Below are 17,607 nucleotides of genomic sequence, written 5' to 3' on the forward strand. Positions count from 1 at the left end.
CCCCCCCCCACCCCTCACAGACCCGGACGTGCAGATTTCCCGCATCCGGTTCTTCAAAGTAGAGATTAGCTTACAGTGGCAAAGGAATGAACAACTCTGGCTGACGGCAGCGGATGGTGTCGGATTATCTCGTTGAGGCGATCCCAGTGGAACCAACTCTGACGATCTCGCCGCGACAACCATTTCTGCCATATCTTCACGACCTGTTGGGCATACCACCGCAGCCGCCGACTATTTCCACCCACACCGTAATAGGCGAAGTGGCCCCGCATCATTGACGAGAGGTGGCGGTGCTGGTCGCGGATCGACCAATGCCGGTGTTTCCGGCACCAGTCGCTGACCGCAGCCAGCGCACGTGCAAAGCGACCTTTGGCGGTCACCTGCAACACCATGTCCTTCCCTCTGCGCGACCGTCCCCACACGTGGGTCAGGCCGAGAAAGTCGAAGTTGGTGCCATCCGTCTCCGGATGCCGTGTGCTCTCCGTCCTTCGCGGGCGAAAGTCGACGAGACGTGTCTTGTCCGGGTGGAGTGTGAGCCCGTACCGCCCAAGACGCTTGCCCAGCACCGTCAAGACCCGGTTGGCATCGACGATGTTGTCGAACGCCATGACCGCGTCGTCAGCGTAGCGGGCAAGGGTACATTCCCCGCGGAGACGTGGCCGCACCTCGGTCTCGAACCATTCATCCAGCACATGATGCAGGAAGATGTTTGAGAGGCAAGGCGAGATCACGCCCCCTTGTGGGGAGCCCAGTGCCGATCGGCGCAGGAGGCCATCTTCGACAGCTCCTGCGTTCAACCATTTGTCGATCATCCGTCGGATGACGCCATCCGTAACTCGCTGATCGAGAAATGTCCGAAGATGAGAGTGCGGTATCGAGTCGAAATACTTCTGTATGTCGAGATCGATCACCCAGTGGAGACGCTTTTCCCATAGGACGTTCTGCATATTGCGGAGCGCCTGATGAGCCGAGCGGCCCGGTCGGAAACCGTATGAGCAGGGATAGAAGTCCTCCTCATAGATGGCCTCCAGCACCATCGTAATGGCGCGTTGCGCCACCTTGTCCTCGAAGGTTGGAATGCCGAGCATCCGTTGCGACCCATCCGCCTTGGGTATGTACGCCCGTCGGACCGGCGGCGCACGATATCGGCCGGACTTGATGCGTTCCAAAAGGTCCAGAAGCCTGACCTCCAGATCCACTTCGTAGTCCGCCGCCGTGACGCCGTCGATGCCCGGGGCACCATCCTTGCGGGTCAGCCGGTAGGCCTCCTTCATCCAGTCCAGATCGATGACATGGTGGAGCGAGCACAGCACCACTCCCCGTTTGCTTCTCGCCAGATTGGCTATCCGTTGTCGGTTCGTAGACAGGTTTGTGGGGTTCAGAGTCCCCTCCCATGTTTCAGGTCAACGGTTCTCTACAATGACGCCTCCCTTCGCTCCGTCGGGTCCCGGTGAGCCCAGTTCCCCGACATCGTCGCTACTATGAAGGCGCTACGACTTCCCGTTCACGCATTCCTGCTCCCTTATGGTTTCGGTCGCAGGCTCCACACACGCCTCCCGTTTTCGTGCTCGCCAAGGCGCTCCCGGAGAGCGCGGAAGACGCTCATCGGGCCTGGAACCGTGGTCAGCCGGCGGTTCCGTTTCCGGCGTTCATCGCGTGTGGGCGTAAACGGGATCTCACAGGTTCCCTGGCGGTCCATCCCATGCCTTTGCCCTGCTCCAAGACCCCGGCCGAGCCGTCTGGACCTCGCCCAAGCGGTCCCGACGATGCTGCCCCCGGGCTACCCACGCCGAAGGCCTCCGCACGCACATAATATCGAGGCTAACACACGGCTTCAGCATCTGCTGTCTACGCTTCACGAACGACGTTGCCGGCGCCCATGCAAGACTCGCTTCCGGCTGGCGGGCTGCGCCTTTGCCGGGAGGGTGTCGAACCCTCTGGATCGCTTTGAAAGGTTTCAGGATCTACATTCCATTCTCCTTCCCAGAGCTTGCCCTGTCGCAAGGATCGTCTATGCCAAGCCGCCGTTCGGATCGCCCGAACATGTCCTTGCCTATCTCGGCCGCTACACACACCGGGTCGCCATCGCCAACAGTCGCTTGGTCAGCGCTGACGAGACCAGCGTGACCTTCCGTTGGCGTGATTACCGTCATGGCAACGCGCCCAGGCTGATGTCGCTTCATCCGCACGAGTTCATTCGCCGCTTCCTCATCCACAGCCTGCCGGACGGCTTTCATCGCATTCGCCACTATGGTTTCCTCGCCAACGGCTGCCGCCGGGCACGGCTCGCCACCATCCGGCAGTTCTTGATCCCGACGGAGCCGATTGCGACCGTCGCGGCCGAGGTCGGCGATGCCTCCAAGCGGCTCCCGCACTTTGATCCAACTCAGTGCCCATGCTGTGGCGGCATTCTGCGCGTCACCGCCACGCTGCCGCGATGGCGCACCGGGCAACCCCGACCTTGGTCCGATACGTCATGATCACAGAATCTCGATCGAACATAAGACGTGGCAGCGACGCGGCATCTGCGCCGACGATCCCTCATGTATGCCATCTTGCAAATCCACTCGCAGGACAGCAGTGCCACCCCGCAGCCGCCGCAAATATCCGTTTGGCGCGTCGATTACCTCGACCTATGCCGCCAATACGACATCGTCCTCACCAGCGTGGCGGCATGGATCATCCAAGACCGGTCGCCAGCAACCAGCGGCGCCGCACTAATCCCATAGGTCGCGAGCGCGTCAGCGGGCTCGTTCAATCCGGCTTCAATGAGGTCGCGCCGCACCACGACGCCAGCGTTGCGCCGCGCGACCTCACAGAACCCTCCAGATTCCGAGGGCTTCAAATGACGACACCAATGATACCGGACTTCCCCGTGATCAGCGACTTGCAAGCAGATTGGGAAGGTAGCCAAGCTTCCGCGCGGCCTCCAGAACTTTGGCGCGCGTAACCTCGGATATGCTGGCCCCTGGCGTATATGGACGTGAAACGGCCGCCTGCGACACGCGGCAAGGCGGGCCACATCGTGCGCCAACGGCGGTGCCTTAGTTCTGCCCATAGACCGGCGCGTTCAAGTTGTCATCCCCGGGCCATCAATGGCGCCTGGCGCCCAAATTGCAACCGTTCCCAAGGCCCTCCGCAAGCCGACATCCCACTCCGCGCGAGATGAGGCTCGGCGGATCGCTCCGCCGCGCTTCATCTCATGCATCATCAGCGAGAGCCAAACGCAAAGGGCAGGTTCATCCCGGATTCTTCCCTCCGACCCACGCAAATCGCCAGCATGCTGGCGCCCCGGATGAAGACTCTCTTACCTTCATAGAATTCTCACTCCCTTCCAACAGGGGCGCAGTCATTGGCGACACGCCTCCAATTTTGTGCTCACCGAATAAGTATGTTACGGAACGGCTGTGGCTCATCTCAGCCAAGCACCGCACCGCCATCCGCGACGAGGGTGTGGCCCAGCACGAAGGACGCCTTGGACGAAGATAGCCAGACAACGGCTTCAGCAACCTCTTCCGGTTCGGCGATCCGCTTCATCGGCGAAAGCGCGGAGAGCTTCTCGATGTGTTCGGGCATGATCTTTGCGGTTTCGCGAAACGCCAGAGTCCACATCGATCCCGGACCGACGGCATTGATGTGGATATTCTGCGCGCCATAATCGATTGCCGCGCACTTGGTCATGCCGTAGACCGCCTGCTTGGCACCCAGATACCAAGCGGGGCCGGGCTGCGAGCTGTGTTCGTTACCGGAATCGATGTTGACGATTGCCCCCCCACCGCGCCGCTGCATGGCCTGAATTTCGTACTTCATGCAAAGAAACACGCCGGTGTTGTTGACAGCGATGCCGCGATTCCAGGCGTCTTCGGGGATATCGGCAAGCGGCGCCCGGCCAACATTGTAAACCGCGTTGTTCACGGCGCAGTCGAGCCCGCCGAACTTGTCCTCGGCCGTTTCCACCATGCGCTGGATATCCGCCGATACACCCACATTGGCCTCGACGAACATCGCCTCGCCACCGGCATCCCTGATCAGCCGGACCTATTCCTCGCCGCCGTCACGGTCAAGATCGACAATGACCACCTTCGCACCTTCACGCGCGAAGCCCTGCGCACACGTCCTGCCGAGCCCCCGGCCCGAACCCGTGACCAGCGCCACCTTTCCTTCGATCAGACCCATACAGATGGACTCCTTCCCAATCGGACCAGAATATAGCCGCCGTCCGTCGCGAGCGTGTGGCCGGTAACGAACGCAACCTTTCCGTCGAGCGATCTCACGATCGAGAACCCTTCTCTCAAACCGACGGTTTGGTATTCGTATGCAAGCGAGCGATCAAGCGGCCCACATCCTCTATCGGACGGGCGATCCACGTGCGGTCGCCGCTTCGCACCCATGCCTGCGGGGCGCTTCATCCGCTATGTCACAGATACTGATCTGCGTTGCTTTCCTGGCTGCGCAGCGCAAGTTGGGACAGATCAGGATAACCGAGATACTGCAGCGGCGAGTCAGCTTGCCGAGGAAGCGGACGCGGCCAGGGCAGCGAGCCGGTCCCGCCGGTCGGCGGCCATGCGGAATGACACGGTGCTGTCTTCGCCGCCCGCCAGGGCCTCGGCTATCGCGGCATACTCCTCTGCGACGTTAAGGACGACGGCCGGTAATGTGCGTCCCGACCTGTAATAGGCATCGGGAATGCTCACCTCGGTGAGGACATCGTCGCCCTTGCGTGCAACGCGGACGCACAATTCCCCCATTACCATCGCAAAAGGTCCATCGCCTTCGACCGTCACGACACCGTCTTCACCCACCGCTTCAAGGCGAAAGGCGGTTCCCGGATGCGGCCCGCCGCGCAAATGGATGCTGGCGATTGCTCCTCCGTCCAGGCGCGCATTGATCAGGACATTGTCGGGCGTTTCGATAGCGAACCTGTCCCCCCTCCCTAGCGCCTCGCTGAAACGCCGCTGACGGCCTGTCATGACCGAAGCCTCGGTGAAATCGCCAAGGCAATGCCACAGCATGTCCAGCGTATGCCCGCCCCAGATGCGCAGCAGCGTTGCGCCGTTGCGATCGTCCAGCGTATAGGCATCGTCGGGATGAACGACCGGTCCCCAGCTCGCAGCGGTGGACAACAGATTGATCGACAGCAGCCTTCCGACCTCCCCCGCATTGATTAGATCCCGGAGATAGCGGAATGCCGGAATGAACCGGCTCTGCAGGCCCACAAAGGTGGGTATACCGCGCTTCTGCGCAGCATCGGCGAGTTGCCGCGTCACCGCGTCTTCATTGCCGACCGGCCATTCGCAAAGCACCGGCTTCCCCGTTTCGAAAACCTGCGAAAGAACCTGCTGGTGGCCCGGCGCCTTCACCGTGACGGTGATGAAATCGATGTCGGGATGGGCCGCCATCTCTGCCGGGTCGTCAAATGCCAGCGGGACACCGGCGAAGGCTGCTGCCTTGCTGGCGCTCTCCAGGCTGCGCGTGCACACGGCGGCGAGCCGGAAGTGTTCCGGCAGCGATTGAATGGCTGGAATATGCGCCATGGACGCCCAGCCGCGATCGGGGCTGACGCCAACGATCCCGACACGAAGTGGACGTCTCGTCATCGCGGTACCTCCCCGATCAGGGTCACATGATCTGTCATTTTCCCTCCCGGCCTCGCCGGTGCCCGGTTCCTGTAACGATTGCGGTTCCGATGGGGAAACCTCGCCAGCCGCGCGTCAGCTTGTTCAAATCCATGGCCGTTCGCTCTTGCCTCAATGCCGCGACCGGTACGATCCGGCGGACTTGCGTGTCACTGAACTTTCGCAGCATTCCCTATTTGTCGACCAGCATATGCCCGAGCTTGTGCCCCCACAACTCGTTCCGGCCGCGCCAGATCAGGGGCGTCCAGTTATCGTCGTCGATCACCAAGCTTTGCCAGCCATATTCGAAACCGAAGGAGGATGGCGATACGCAATAATAGGATATGACCGGATCGTTGATGTGCTGGCCGAGTGTCGCCAGCACCGGTGCCGCGCCATCCTGTATCTTGTCCCAGCACTGGCCGACCAAGGTGATGGAATCGACCTCGATATAGACGTGGTGGAGCACCGAACTCGCCGATTCCTGCGAGGAGCGGAACATCGAGGGCACAATCGCGACCAGATGGTGCCGTGCCGTTCCCCGTACGAAGGGCATCGTAAATCTCTCGGACACGAATGTGTCCGAGTGGCGCATGCCCATAATGTCCTGGAAGAATGTCTGCACGGCATCCACATCGTCGGCGTAATAGCCAATGTGACCCAGCCCATATTCGCCCGTGAGGAATCGCGCGCCAGTCGGAGACACGAAAGGTTGCGCGTTGACGGCAAGCTGGGTGCACAGTTCGAACCTCACCCCCCCGGGCGCGATGAAATGCGCGAGGCGCCCCACCTGCCGCTGGAAGGCGAGCCCGGGGTCTTCTGCAATGTCGTATCCCGCGTTGCGTACCCGTTCGATAGCCCGGCCGAGAGCTTCCGACGTTTCCCACTCGAAGCCGATATGGGTGCAGCCGGGAGGCCCATCGGGACTGATATCGAAGCGGTATGCCTTGTCATCTATCCGCAACCGGAGGTTGCCGCCTTCCATGAAGGCCTGCATGCCGTGCAGTTCCGAGCCGAAGCGACGCCACTCGTCGATGTCGCCGTTGGCGCCGATATATGCCAGCTTGATCTGTTCTTGCATTTCACCCAGCCTCTCGGTCTCCGAACCCCCACGCCACCATACCAGAAACCCGCTGGCGCTTTCACAAGTCTTGCAACTGGGATCAGAATATCAATCAGGATATCGAAAATTCGACTCCGCGCGCACGGGTACGCTTAAGAGTCCGCCACCGTCACATGAAGCCGAGTTCATAAGCAGGTTGGCACCGATCGCACCTGCCCTCTGTCCCCACAGGTGGGGACTTCGTCTCGCTTTCCCGCAAGCCATTTTGTTGGCTGAACAAACGTCGCAATCGCACCGGTGCCGGCGGAAGCGGCGTGCGCGCCAGCCGGCGGAATACCGGGAATAACCGTACCGAATATCGAAAGGTTTGCTGTAATGAAGTTGCTACACATCGATTCCAGCATCACGGGCGATCACTCCGTCAGCCGTGCGGTGAGCGGTGCCGTCGTCAATCAGATCAAGTCCGCCAATCCCGGAGTGGACGTCAGCTATCTGGATCTTGCCAGCAACCCGCTGCCGCATGTCACGTTGCCGGATATCGGTGATCCCACATCGAACACCGCATTAAACGCATTCCTTGCCGCCGACATCATCGTCATCGGCGCGGGCATGTACAACTTCACCGTTCCAAGCCAGCTCAAGGCGTGGATCGATCGCATTCTGATCGCCGGCCAGACATTCAAGTACACCGAAACTGGGCCGCAAAGCCTGGTTGCCGGCAAACGCGCGATCGCAGTGCTTTCGCGGGGCGGCCTTTACGGGCCCGGCGCTCCGGCCGAAGCCCACGAGCATGCCGAATCCTATCTTCGTTCGGTCTTCGCATTCCTCGCCATCCCCCTGGAGTTGATCGTGGCGGAAGGCGTCGCCATGGGAGACGATGTCCGAAAGGCGGCTATGGCCGCCGCGTTCGCACGGGCCCAAGCCATAGCAGCCTGACGCGTCTGGAAGGGAAACCGAACGTGAAATTCGTGAGATTTGATGACGGAAGGACCGGCGTAGTCGTCGGCGCCGACGAAGACAAGGTTCTGGATCTGACCGCAAGCTTTCCCGCTCTGCGGCAGAACGATCAGGCAGGCGCGGACCTTCTGGGGACGCTCCTGCCCGGCAACGGCTCCGGCACCTGGAAAGCCCTGATCGAGTCCTGGGATAGCGCGCGTCCCGTCATCGAAAAGATGATTCGGCTTTGCGAGGGCAGCGCGAGCGGCTTCCGCCTCGTGCCGCTTGACGGGCTCAAGCTCCTGCCTCCGGTCTCCAATCCGGATCGCCCGATGTTCGCCATAGGCGCCAATCACATCGAACATATCGTCAAAGGCGTGGGGGGGCTGAAAGGCATCGATGTCGATCCCGAAAAGATCCTCGGCGAAAAGCGGAACGGCCTGCCGCCATGGGGCTTTACCGTTCAGCCGTCATCGCTGGCGGCTCATGAGGACAACGTCGGGCCGCCCGTCCAGGCCCGTCTTTTCGACTATGAGTCGGAAGTGGGCGTCGCATTGCGTGCCAGCGGCCGGAACATCGAATACGACCGATCATCGATCTGGGGCTACACCGCGGTGAACGACCTTAGCCTGCGCGATCCGCACATCGGCATGGGCCCTCTGACGGAGCGGGGCGACCATAGCTGGGCGCTCGACAAGAACTTCGAACGGAGCAAGCCCTGCGGCCCGTTCATGGTGGTGGACGAGGGCATTGATATTGAAAATCTCCGGGTCACGACCAGGATCAACGGCGAACTGCGGCAGGATTGGTCGACATCGCAAATGGTCTGGAAATTCGCCGATGCTATCGAATGGCTGTCAAAATACATACCGATGACTTCGGGCGATATGATCGTCTCGGGCACCGGCTCCGGCTGCGCCTGTGATGATGGCATCGACGGCCCGAACTGGCCAAAGCCCGGCGATGTGATCGAGATCGAGGTCGAGGGCGTGGGAGTACTCAGAAATCATGTCGTTGCATCGTGGGCCTGAGCTGCCGGCCGGGCCGCGATCGTTCCCTGCCGATGGAAAGGACATTCAAATGAGCACCGAGTCCGAGCAAGATTCTCGATACGAACGCGGATTGCGGATAGCCCGGGAAATTCATGGCGATTCCGTTGAAAGGGTTCGAGAAACTTTCGAGAGCATTGCTCCGGATTTCGCTCGAACCGTAATCGAATTCCCTTTTGGGGACATCGGTTCCCGTCCCGGGCTGGACCAGCGTAGCCGGGAAATTGCGATTATCGGCGCGCTGGCCGCGATGGCTACTGCGGCGCCCGAATTGGCGGTGCATATCCGGGCGGGCTTGCGAGTTGGGCTCACTCGGGAGGAGATCGTCGAGATATTGATCCAGACGACGGTATATGCCGGTTTCCCTGCGGCGATCGGGGCACTCAAGGTCGCCAAGGCCGTGTTCGCGGAAGTCGATGGCTGAGGCGCATTAGAAAAGGACTGAAACGAGAGGGACAGGGATGGGACAGCGCCTGAAGGACAAAGTTGCGGTCATAACCGGCGGGGTGTCGGGCATGGCGCTGGGAACCGTCGAGATGTTCGTTGCCGAGGGCGCGAAAGTCGTGGTCGCAGACATACAGGCCGACAAGGGCCCCGCAATCGAGAAGCGCTTCCCCGGCAACGTCTTCTTCAGCCAGTGCGACATCCGCAGCGAAGACGACATCGCCAGGACCGTGGCCCTGGCGGAAGAAAAGTTCGGCGGACTCGACATCCTCTTTCATGCCGCCGCCCGAAACGAGCATCCCCAAGGTGTAACGGACATCACAACCGAGGCCTGGGATGACGGGCAGGCAAACCTCCTGCGCAGCCATGTCATGTGCGTCAAGCACGCGGTTCCGGCGATGAAGAAGCGCGGGAAGGGATCGATCATTCTCACCTCCTCGGTGTCTTGCAACAACCTTTCGCCCGCGTCCGCCGTCACATATGTCGTGTGCAAAGGCGCCGTGCTGTACCTTGGCCGCTGGGCCGCCTTCGAACTCGCGAAGGACAGGATCCGGGTAAACGTGATCGTCCCCGGCGCCTTTCCAACTTCGATATGGGGCAATTCGGTCGATGCCGCGCCCGAAGTGGCGGATCTGATGCCGAAATATCTCGACGAGATGATGGCCGCCTGGCAGCCTTTTCCGAAGAATGGCGAATGGTCGGACATCGCCTATGCGGCAACCTATCTGGCATCAGATGAGTCCGCGTTTGTCACCGGGACCAACCTGCCGGTGGATGGCGGTCTGTCGCTCTATCGCCCCCCGGCATCGAAGGATTATATCCTCGGCCATCTCCAGACAGCCAAGGAAAAGGCGGAGGCGGAACTGGAGGCGGCGCGGACCCGGCCCTGAACCATTCGCACAGCTTCAGGCGCGCGCCGAATTACCGCGGCGAACGCACGTAGCGGATCTGACGTTATTTTCCCGTAACCTGTGAGAACATGTCGTGGCCGTTCGCGCTCTCATCGGGAATCGGCTGCAGCACGTCCCAATGCTCGACGATCTTGCCTTCGTCATTGAAGAGCAGCACGTCCGCGTTGGCCATGTTCCAGGTGGCGTTGGATGAGTGAACGAAGACCCAGTTCCCTTCGCCGAAGATCCGGTGCACGGTCAGATCCATCGGCCCCACTTCCTTGAAGAACTTCTTGGCCACTTCGCGTCCGTCCGGCACTTGCGGATTGTGCTGCACGTAGTCGTCGACCACGTACTTGTCGAACACGCTCACATCGCCCGTCCTGAAGCCCTCGAACAGCTTCGCCGCGGTTTCCTTGTTTTCCTGTACGCCCATATCGAGTTCCTCTCTTCTTTCGAATTGGTTATGCGCCGATCAAGTCGCCGCGACGGTGCGCGGCATTTCCATCTGCCTTGTCGCCGCCATGCCGCCATCGACGACAATTTCCTGGCCTGTGATCGTCAGGCACTCATCCGTCGCAAGAAACAGGGCGGCATTGGCCATCTCTTCGACGGACGTGGCTCCCAGCGGAATCCGTTCCAGGCACGCCTTGAATTCCTCGGTTTCAACGAAGCTCCCGTAGCGTTCGACCGGGGTAACGCCGGGAATGACCGTGTTCGCCCTGATCTTGTGCGGTGCATATTCATAGGCCAGTGCACGAGTCAACGCGCTGACGCCGCCCTTTGCCGCGGTGTAGGTATCACGGCCATAGCTTCCGAAAATCGCCAGCACCGACGACACGTTGATGATCGAACCGCGGCCGTTGGCGATCATGTGCGGCAAGGCCATACGGCATGAGCTCCAGACCCCGTAGAGGTTGAGCTTGATGCCGTGCCAGAATTCCTCGTCGGAAGTTTCGGTGATGGTTGTGCCGCTGCCAGGAGAGCCGCCGGCCGCATTTACGAGCACGTCGAGCCTGCCATATTCGGCGACGGTGCGATCGATGGCGGCCTTGAGCTGGTCCGGCTCCGTGACATCGGCCTGAATGAACAACCCCTTCCCGCCAGCTTCCCGCATCATGGCCAGGGTTTCGGCGCCTTCGTTCTCTCGGCGCCCGATGAATACGACCGACGCCCCTTCCCTGGCGAAGGTTACGGCAATGCCGCGCCCGATGCCGGATGTAGCGCCTGTTATGAAGGCGACTTTGTCTTTGAGGCGGTCAGTCATCGCAATCTCCTCGGAACTGATCATTTCGTGGTGGTTCGGACAAGCGCGCCAATTGTCCCGTCTGTCACGAGACGCGCAATTTCGCGAGCGGTTCTGGCAGACCCTTTGCATCCAGTCCCTCGATCACATAGACGTAGCCGCTGTGTTCATCCGGAGCGAAGCCGATCCTTTCGGGATCGAAGGACGTGACGAAAAGCCGGTCAAGATCGGGGCCGCCGAACTGCAGGCTGCTGGGCCATCTGGCTTCGAGCGTCAGCACGTCATGCAATGTTCCGTCGGGATTGTAGCAGGCGATCCTGCCCTCGCCGCAAAAGGCCCACCAGATGCGCCCGGCGGCATCCACCGTGGCGCCATCCGCCAGGCCGCCGATGGCATCGCCGTCCGCGAACAGGCGCTTGCCCGAGATTTGCCCGGTGTCGGTGTCGTAATCATATGCGTAGATCTCGTTCGGGACGGTGTCGGCAAGATAGAAGGTCCGCCCGTCCGGGCTCCAGCAGGGACCGTTGCACAGCCTGTACCCGCCCTCGATCGTCCACACGCCAATGCCGTCGAAGCTGCAGACCGGTGCAACTGGCGGCAGAGACTTAAGGGGCTGGTCCGGCGAGATATGGGCCTTCAGGCCGGCCACCATGCGCCCCTGCCGGTCCACCTTGGCATCGTTGATCTCGGCCAGGGCAGCCGCCTCGCCTATGTCGGCCAGCTTGTCGAACCGCCCCTCCTGGGGATCGAAGGAATAGAAGCCGTCCGCCAGCACGGCGATGAAGCCTCCGTCCTCGGTCCGGGTCAGCGCGGAGGGCTGCTTTGGCGCCTTCCACCGCATCACGTAGTTGCCGCTTATGTCGGTGCGGAGGATCATTTGAGCGATCATGTCCACGAAGAACAGGGCCTGGCTGGCGATATCCCAATAGGGGCCTTCGCCAAGCGCCGTCCGGAAACTGCCCAGACGCCGAACGTTCATTTCCCACCTCCCTGGCCGAGATCCTGCCGCGGAAGATCAAACGGGGTCGGCTCCAGCAGATAAGTATCGGTGCGCCCCAACAGGGCCCGTCCGAACTTCGCCCTCTGCGCAGCAAGCGCCCGATAGAGGTCGTCATTCGCCTGAAGCTGCCGCCAACCGGCCTGCCTCGCCGCCGCGTCGGCCCAGTCTACCAGCAGCGCGACGCGCGGCAGGTTCGCGCCCGAGACGAAATCGGCGGCCAGCATGGCCGTGCCGCCGGCCTCACGGATAGCGGGCAAATAGGTCTCCGTGATGTAGCGGCAGGCGTCGCCCTGCCGGCCGAGAGCGACTTCCGCGAAGATCAGTTCCTGCAGGCCGCCCACAGTAGCGTCCGGCAATGCGGCGAACGTCCAGCCCGGCATGGTCCTGAGGAAGAAGAGGTCGAAGCGTTCGGTGGCTTCCTCTGTACCCTGCGTCGCGGCGCGAACTTCATGCCAATCGGCATCCCCGTAGAATGCCTGCCATTGGCGTTCACGTTCGCCGAGATCGCGATAGGCCATCATGTAGACATACATCGGGCCGTTCGGCCCCGCGCTCGCGGTCCAGCGGCCGACGTTGCGGACGCCATGGCGTTCGAACAGGGCTGGCAGGTGATGCTGGAAACGCCTGTAGGCGACGTCCAGGCGGCCCGGCACTACAGTGTAGAGTCTGATCTCGTAGATCATTGCGCCAAAGCTCCATCGTTAGAGAGCCCTTCAGCCATCGTCCGTCCGGCCACGTAGCCGAAGGTCAAGGCCGGTCCGATCATCGAGCCGCCCCCGGGATAATGCCCTCGCAGCACCGAATTCATGTCGAGCCCCGCAGCAAAAAGGGCCGGTATCGGCTGCCCGATTTCGTCCAGAACCCGCGCGTCCGGATCTACCCGCAGGCCCAGCGTCGTGCCCGCGTCGGTCACGTAAAGCGCCAGCGCATAGAAGGGCGCGCTGCGGATCGGACCCAGGCTGGGACTGGGCTTGTGCTCAGCATCACCCAGGAACCTGCTGTAAGCGTCCGCGCCCTTGCCGAAGTCCTCGTCCACGCCGGCCTCGGCGAAACGATTCATTCGCGTCACTTCCTCTTCCAGACCGGCGGGATCGACGCCGATCTTCGCGGCCAGCCCGGCAATCGTATCGGCCTTGATCAGATAACCTTCCCGGACGCGCGGGCCGACCGGATAGGGCGCGGGCCGGGCCATTCCCATGCCGTATTTCCGCAGAAATCTGTGATCCGCGATCAGCCACCCCGGCACCGCCCCGCGTTCATGCATGACATTGCCGATCGTGTGGTAGGACGATCCTTCGTTGACGAAGCGCCGGCCCGAACGGTCGACCATGATCGCACCCGGCTTGCAGCGATCGAGCAGGAAGTGGGGATAGGTGCTGAGTGCACCATTCTTCAGCCGGCGCTGCGAGCCGGGCGACCAGATGGCGTTCTGGGCATTATCAGGGCCGAGCGCGGCCCCGATCTCCCGGGCGAGCCTGATCCCGTCGCCGATATTGGCGCTTAGCAGAATATCGATGTGCTCATCGGGATAAGGGATGTTTGCCTTGCGCATCTCGGGATCGCCGATGAAACCGCCGGTGGCGATCACCACCCCCCGCGCGGCATGCACGGTGACCTCGCTTCCTTCATGCCAAACCACCGCGCCGACTGCCCGCCGCTCCCGCGCGATCAGCCTTTGCACTTTCGCTTCCGTCCAGAATTCCACGCCCGCATCGAGGCAGGAGCGAAGAAGCCGCCCCGCCAGCGCCGTGCCGCGGATCGTGCGCGTGCCGCGGCCGAAACGAAGGCGGTCGGCCAAATAGCGCGCGACGAGAGGCGCGGCGATCCGGAAGGACGACCAGGACCGCCAGCTGCTCTGCAGGTGAGAGAGTTCCGCAAGCTCGGCCTGCATGCCGCCGAACACCGTCATCTCCGGCTTGGGATGGCGCAGCCGCTGCAGCCACGGGCCAAGCTTTCGCGCATCGTAGGGCAGCGGTATGACCGAGCGGCCGCCAAGCGTGGAACCGGCAAGATCTTGATGATAGTCGGGCAGAGGAATGTGCTGGAAACGGACGCTGCTGCTCCCGGTCTGGAAGCAATCGATCATCCGCGAGGCGTTGGCGATGAAGGAATCGATCATCGCGGGGTCGTAGAAGTTGCCAATGAGTTCGCGGATGTAAGTCCGCCCGGCCTCGGCCGTATCGCCATCCAGCAGCGGATTGGCCGGCAGCCATGCGGCGCCGCCGGACCAGGCGGTCGTTCCTCCGATGAATTCCGTCTTCTCGACCACCAGCACTTTCAGGCCGTGGAGCGCGGCACTTAGCGCAGCGCTCAGCCCGGCCGCTCCGGAACCGATCACCAGAGTGTCATAACGGGCTTCCTGTGGAGCCTTCATGTCTCTCCGCTTGCCTGCATGCTCGATACCCAGTGGTCCATGATATCCCGGCCGATGAAGCAGCTTGAGGTCGCGCCGCCATCCACCGCGATCGTCTGGCCTGTGATGTAGCCGGCATCATCGCTGCACAGAAATACGACCGTCCCGGCAACCTCTTCCGCCGTGCCCGGCCGGCCCAGCGGGCTTGTGCCCACGACCTGAGAGCGAAAGGCCCTCATCTTCATGCGCTCCGCCGTCGATGGCGTCAGGATGATTCCCGGAGCCACGGCGTTCACCCGAATGCCATCGCCCGCATAATCGACCGCCATTTGCCGCGTCAGGCCGATCACGCCGGCCTTGGCGGCGGAATAGGCTGCATTTCCCCGATAACCGCTGAGACCGAGCGTGGAGGCCATGTTGACGATCGTGCCGCGCGTCTCGCGCAGCGCGGGCAGGGCGTCGCGCGACAGGCGAAAGGTGCTGCGCAGGTTGACTGCTTGCCATTCATCCCAGTCGACATCGCTCGTCTCATGCGCCGAAGGTGAACTGCCGCGCCCCGCGACATTAACGAGAATGTCCAGTTTTCCGAAGCGTTCGAGCGCTGCACCGACAATCGCGGCCGGCGCGTCGTCGCTAGTGACATCGCACTGAAACGGCAGAACATCGCCTAGCGAGGCGAGCGCCGAGAGCTTGTCGCCATCGCGATCCACGGCGCACACCCTTGCGCCTTGCTCGATAAAACGCTCCACAACCGCCAGGCCTATACCGGACGCGCCACCGGTTACGATCGCAACCCTGTCCTTCAGACCTCTCATGCCGATACTTCTCGCAGCATTGCGCGCATGCAGATGCGCTCGAATATCCGCAACAAGAGCGCACCGCGGCGCCCAATCCAATCCCTAGGCAAGGGGACAGCGCCCGCGACCCCGGTTTTCTAGCATGCGTCCTGATGGAATGGGCCGGGACAAAATTCCCGACTTGAGAGGCCTGATCACGGAGGGGATGATGCGCGATATCAAGTGGTCGCAACAGACGATCGTCGCCGCGCTGTCCGTGGCCCTGTTCATCGGCCTGTCGGTGACCCTGCCCGGCTTCCTGACCGGTCCCAACCTGCTGGCGCTGCTGCAGTCTGTCGCCGTGCTTGGCCTTCTTGCGGTGGGCATGGGCATTATCGTCATCGGCAGGGGCATCGATCTTTCGATGATCGCCACCCTGGCGATCCCGCCGGCCTTGATGCTGCAGATGGTGCAGGATGGCCACGATCCGGCTGCCGCCTTCGCCGCTGCGCTTGTCCTCACGCTGATATTCGGATTGATCAACGGCTGGCTGATTACCTACGCTGACGTGCCCGCGCTGTTCGTCACGCTGGCCTCCGGCATATTCCTGTCAGGCCTTGGGCAGGTTGCGTTCTTCAGCATCGACATTGTGCTGTGGCCCGCGCGCCTCGATGCCCTGAATTGGCTCGGCCAGTCCAGCCTTCTGGGCATGCCGGTGCCTGTGATCGTCTTCGCCGCCGCCGTCGCGTTGATGGGGCTGATACTGAACCGCACGAAGCTGGGGCGGTTCGTCTACGCCTCGGGCGATAACCCCGCCACGGCTCGCATTTCCGGCATTCCGACGCGACCGATGACCGTTCTGATATATGTCTTCGGCGCCATGATCGGCGCATTCGCCGGTCTCGTAATGGCGGCAACGCTGAACACGATGCCCACGCGCGTGTTCAACTCGACGCTGATCTACGACGTCATCCTGGTGGTAGTTCTGGGCGGCATCGGACTTTCCGGCGGGAGAGGCGGCACCAGCAGCGTGCTCATCGGCACGCTGCTGATCGGCATGCTGCTCAACGCCATGACGCTGATGAACGCCTCGTTCTCGGTCCAGAACCTGGTGAAGGGCTTCATCCTTCTGACCGCCGTAATCGCGGATTCGATCATCAATCCGCGCAACGAGGAAACCGCCCAGCAGGGCGACATCTGATGAGCCTTTTCGAAAGGGTGAGGATCGTGAAGCCGTTGAAGTTCTCCATCGCGATTGCCCTGGCAATGACACCGCTGCTCGCGAGCTGCGGCAATCCCAAACCGCTCGAGGACAAGTCCCGCGACACGGCCTATTCCAGTTTCAAGGGCAGGACGGTCGCCTTCCTTCCCATCCTGTTTGCGAACGATCTTGCGCAAGGCTGGTACGCCGGCATGAAATCCGAACTCGAACCGCTAGGCGTCAGGCTCGAGGTGCGCGACGCCAATCTCAGCACCAGCGTGGGCGCGCAGGCCTTCACCCGGCTGATCATCGAGAAGCCGGACGTGATCGTTGTCCAGAACCCCGACCTTTCGGCCTATGTCCGGCTGATCCAGCGCGCCGAGCGCGAAGGAATCCACGTGATCCAGGTCAACATGCAGTCGAGCGCCGGCAGCGCCGGCTTCGTTGGCCCGGACTGGGTGGAGATCGGCCGCAGACAGGCCAATGCCGCAATCGACGCCTGCAAGGCGCGTAGCGGCAAGATCGCAATCGTACAGGGCAGCCTGACTTCGGCTGCCAACGCCTATTCGATGCAAGGTATCCGCGCGGTTCTGCAGGGCCACCCGGGGATCAAGATCGTTTCCAACCAGGCCGCCGAATGGGACACATCGAAAGCCAAGTCGATCACGCAGGCCGTACTGAGGCAAAACCCCGATCTCTGCGCGGTTCTGGGCTCCTACGACGGCATGGACCTGGGCGAGGCTGCCGCGATCAAGGAAGCCGGACTGACGGGAAAAGTGGCGCTCATCACATCGGGCGGCGGCAGCCGACAGGGCGCCTGCGACCAAGTCAAAAACGGCACCTTCACGACCTATTTCGCTTACGACGTGCCGACCCAGGCCCAGCAGATCAACACGATCGTGAAGCTGCTGCTCAGTTCCGGAGCCAAGCCCGGCACTTTGAAGAGCGTCACCTACACTCCGCTTAGGCGCATCACCGCGAGCAGTGCGGACCAGCCGGGAATGTGCTGGTCCCAGATCTATTGATCTTTCGGC

The 17,607-nt window shown here is 61.9% G+C and carries 17 protein-coding genes and 1 pseudogene; 7 read left to right on the forward strand and 11 right to left on the reverse strand.

Annotated elements, in window-relative coordinates:
• Positions 1-65 precede the first annotated feature (65 nt).
• Positions 66-1,316: a group II intron reverse transcriptase/maturase gene (gene ltrA, locus RUH75_RS14575; protein WP_313807208.1), complete on the reverse strand. Its 1,251-nt coding sequence runs from the start codon at positions 1,314-1,316 to the stop codon at positions 66-68.
• A gap of 609 nt (positions 1,317-1,925) precedes the next feature.
• On the opposite strand from ltrA, the gene RUH75_RS23685 reads away from it, so the two are divergent.
• Positions 1,926-2,480 carry a transposase gene (locus RUH75_RS23685; RefSeq protein WP_409592368.1) on the forward strand — a complete coding sequence of 185 codons (555 nt, stop codon included), beginning with the start codon at positions 1,926-1,928 and terminating at the stop codon, positions 2,478-2,480.
• A gap of 399 nt (positions 2,481-2,879) precedes the next feature.
• Here the strand turns inward: RUH75_RS23685 and RUH75_RS23690 are convergent, their stop codons facing one another.
• The 4 genes and pseudogenes from RUH75_RS23690 to RUH75_RS14595 form a co-directional block, all read right to left on the reverse strand.
• The gene (locus tag RUH75_RS23690) at positions 2,880-3,005 is read right to left on the reverse strand and encodes a hypothetical protein (protein WP_409592369.1); all 126 of its coding nucleotides are present in this window, start codon (positions 3,003-3,005) and stop codon (positions 2,880-2,882) included.
• A gap of 412 nt (positions 3,006-3,417) precedes the next feature.
• Positions 3,418-4,176 (reverse strand): annotated as a pseudogene (locus tag RUH75_RS14585) (SDR family NAD(P)-dependent oxidoreductase).
• Between the two features lie 326 nt (positions 4,177-4,502).
• Positions 4,503-5,597, reverse strand: a complete 1,095-nt coding sequence (locus RUH75_RS14590; protein WP_313807210.1) for a Gfo/Idh/MocA family oxidoreductase — start codon at positions 5,595-5,597, stop codon at positions 4,503-4,505.
• Between the two features lie 211 nt (positions 5,598-5,808).
• Positions 5,809-6,696, reverse strand: a complete 888-nt coding sequence (locus tag RUH75_RS14595; RefSeq protein ID WP_313807212.1) for a VOC family protein — start codon at positions 6,694-6,696, stop codon at positions 5,809-5,811.
• Between the two features lie 279 nt (positions 6,697-6,975).
• Between RUH75_RS14595 and RUH75_RS14600 the strand changes: the two genes are divergently transcribed.
• Genes RUH75_RS14600 through RUH75_RS14615 form a run of 4 tightly spaced genes read left to right on the forward strand, consistent with a single transcriptional unit; the run spans position 6,976 to position 9,997 of the window.
• Positions 6,976-7,614, forward strand: a complete 639-nt coding sequence (locus RUH75_RS14600) for an FMN-dependent NADH-azoreductase (protein ID WP_313807214.1) — start codon at positions 6,976-6,978, stop codon at positions 7,612-7,614.
• Between the two features lie 23 nt (positions 7,615-7,637).
• Positions 7,638-8,645 (forward strand): fumarylacetoacetate hydrolase family protein, encoded by a 1,008-nt coding sequence (locus RUH75_RS14605; RefSeq protein ID WP_313807216.1) that lies wholly within the window; start codon positions 7,638-7,640, stop codon positions 8,643-8,645.
• A gap of 49 nt (positions 8,646-8,694) precedes the next feature.
• On the forward strand, positions 8,695-9,087 hold the full coding sequence (locus tag RUH75_RS14610) for a carboxymuconolactone decarboxylase family protein (protein WP_313807220.1): 393 nt from the start codon (positions 8,695-8,697) through the stop codon (positions 9,085-9,087).
• A 37-nt stretch (positions 9,088-9,124) separates the two neighbouring features.
• Positions 9,125-9,997, forward strand: coding sequence for an SDR family oxidoreductase (locus RUH75_RS14615; RefSeq protein ID WP_313807222.1), 873 nt, complete (start codon positions 9,125-9,127; stop codon positions 9,995-9,997).
• Positions 9,998-10,061: 64 nt separating this feature from the next.
• On the opposite strand, the gene RUH75_RS14620 is transcribed toward RUH75_RS14615, so the two are convergent.
• Genes RUH75_RS14620 through RUH75_RS14645 form a run of 6 tightly spaced genes read right to left on the reverse strand, consistent with a single transcriptional unit; the run spans position 10,062 to position 15,411 of the window.
• Positions 10,062-10,433 (reverse strand): nuclear transport factor 2 family protein, encoded by a 372-nt coding sequence (locus RUH75_RS14620; protein ID WP_313807224.1) that lies wholly within the window; start codon positions 10,431-10,433, stop codon positions 10,062-10,064.
• A gap of 39 nt (positions 10,434-10,472) precedes the next feature.
• Positions 10,473-11,288, reverse strand: coding sequence for an SDR family NAD(P)-dependent oxidoreductase (locus RUH75_RS14625; protein WP_313807226.1), 816 nt, complete (start codon positions 11,286-11,288; stop codon positions 10,473-10,475).
• Positions 11,289-11,328: 40 nt separating this feature from the next.
• Complete coding sequence (locus RUH75_RS14630) at positions 11,329-12,222, reverse strand: SMP-30/gluconolactonase/LRE family protein (protein WP_313807228.1); 894 nt, start codon at positions 12,220-12,222, stop codon at positions 11,329-11,331.
• Positions 12,219-12,926: an NIPSNAP family protein gene (locus tag RUH75_RS14635; RefSeq protein ID WP_313807230.1), complete on the reverse strand. Its 708-nt coding sequence runs from the start codon at positions 12,924-12,926 to the stop codon at positions 12,219-12,221. Before RUH75_RS14635 ends, RUH75_RS14630 begins: the two co-directional genes overlap by 4 nt.
• Positions 12,923-14,617: an FAD-dependent oxidoreductase gene (locus RUH75_RS14640; RefSeq protein ID WP_313807232.1), complete on the reverse strand. Its 1,695-nt coding sequence runs from the start codon at positions 14,615-14,617 to the stop codon at positions 12,923-12,925. The genes RUH75_RS14635 and RUH75_RS14640 overlap by 4 nt, the downstream gene beginning before the upstream one ends.
• Entirely contained in the window at positions 14,614-15,411 is a 798-nt protein-coding gene (locus tag RUH75_RS14645) for an SDR family oxidoreductase (RefSeq protein ID WP_313807234.1), read from the reverse strand. Before RUH75_RS14645 ends, RUH75_RS14640 begins: the two co-directional genes overlap by 4 nt.
• A gap of 187 nt (positions 15,412-15,598) precedes the next feature.
• On the opposite strand from RUH75_RS14645, the gene RUH75_RS14650 reads away from it, so the two are divergent.
• Positions 15,599-16,573, forward strand: a complete 975-nt coding sequence (locus tag RUH75_RS14650; RefSeq protein ID WP_313807236.1) for an ABC transporter permease — start codon at positions 15,599-15,601, stop codon at positions 16,571-16,573.
• Positions 16,573-17,598, forward strand: coding sequence for a sugar ABC transporter substrate-binding protein (locus tag RUH75_RS14655; RefSeq protein WP_313807238.1), 1,026 nt, complete (start codon positions 16,573-16,575; stop codon positions 17,596-17,598). Before RUH75_RS14650 ends, RUH75_RS14655 begins: the two co-directional genes overlap by 1 nt.
• Positions 17,599-17,607 lie beyond the last annotated feature (9 nt).

Source organism: Sphingobium sp. (genome assembly GCF_032153725.1).
Classification (GTDB): Bacteria; Pseudomonadota; Alphaproteobacteria; order Sphingomonadales; family Sphingomonadaceae; genus Sphingobium.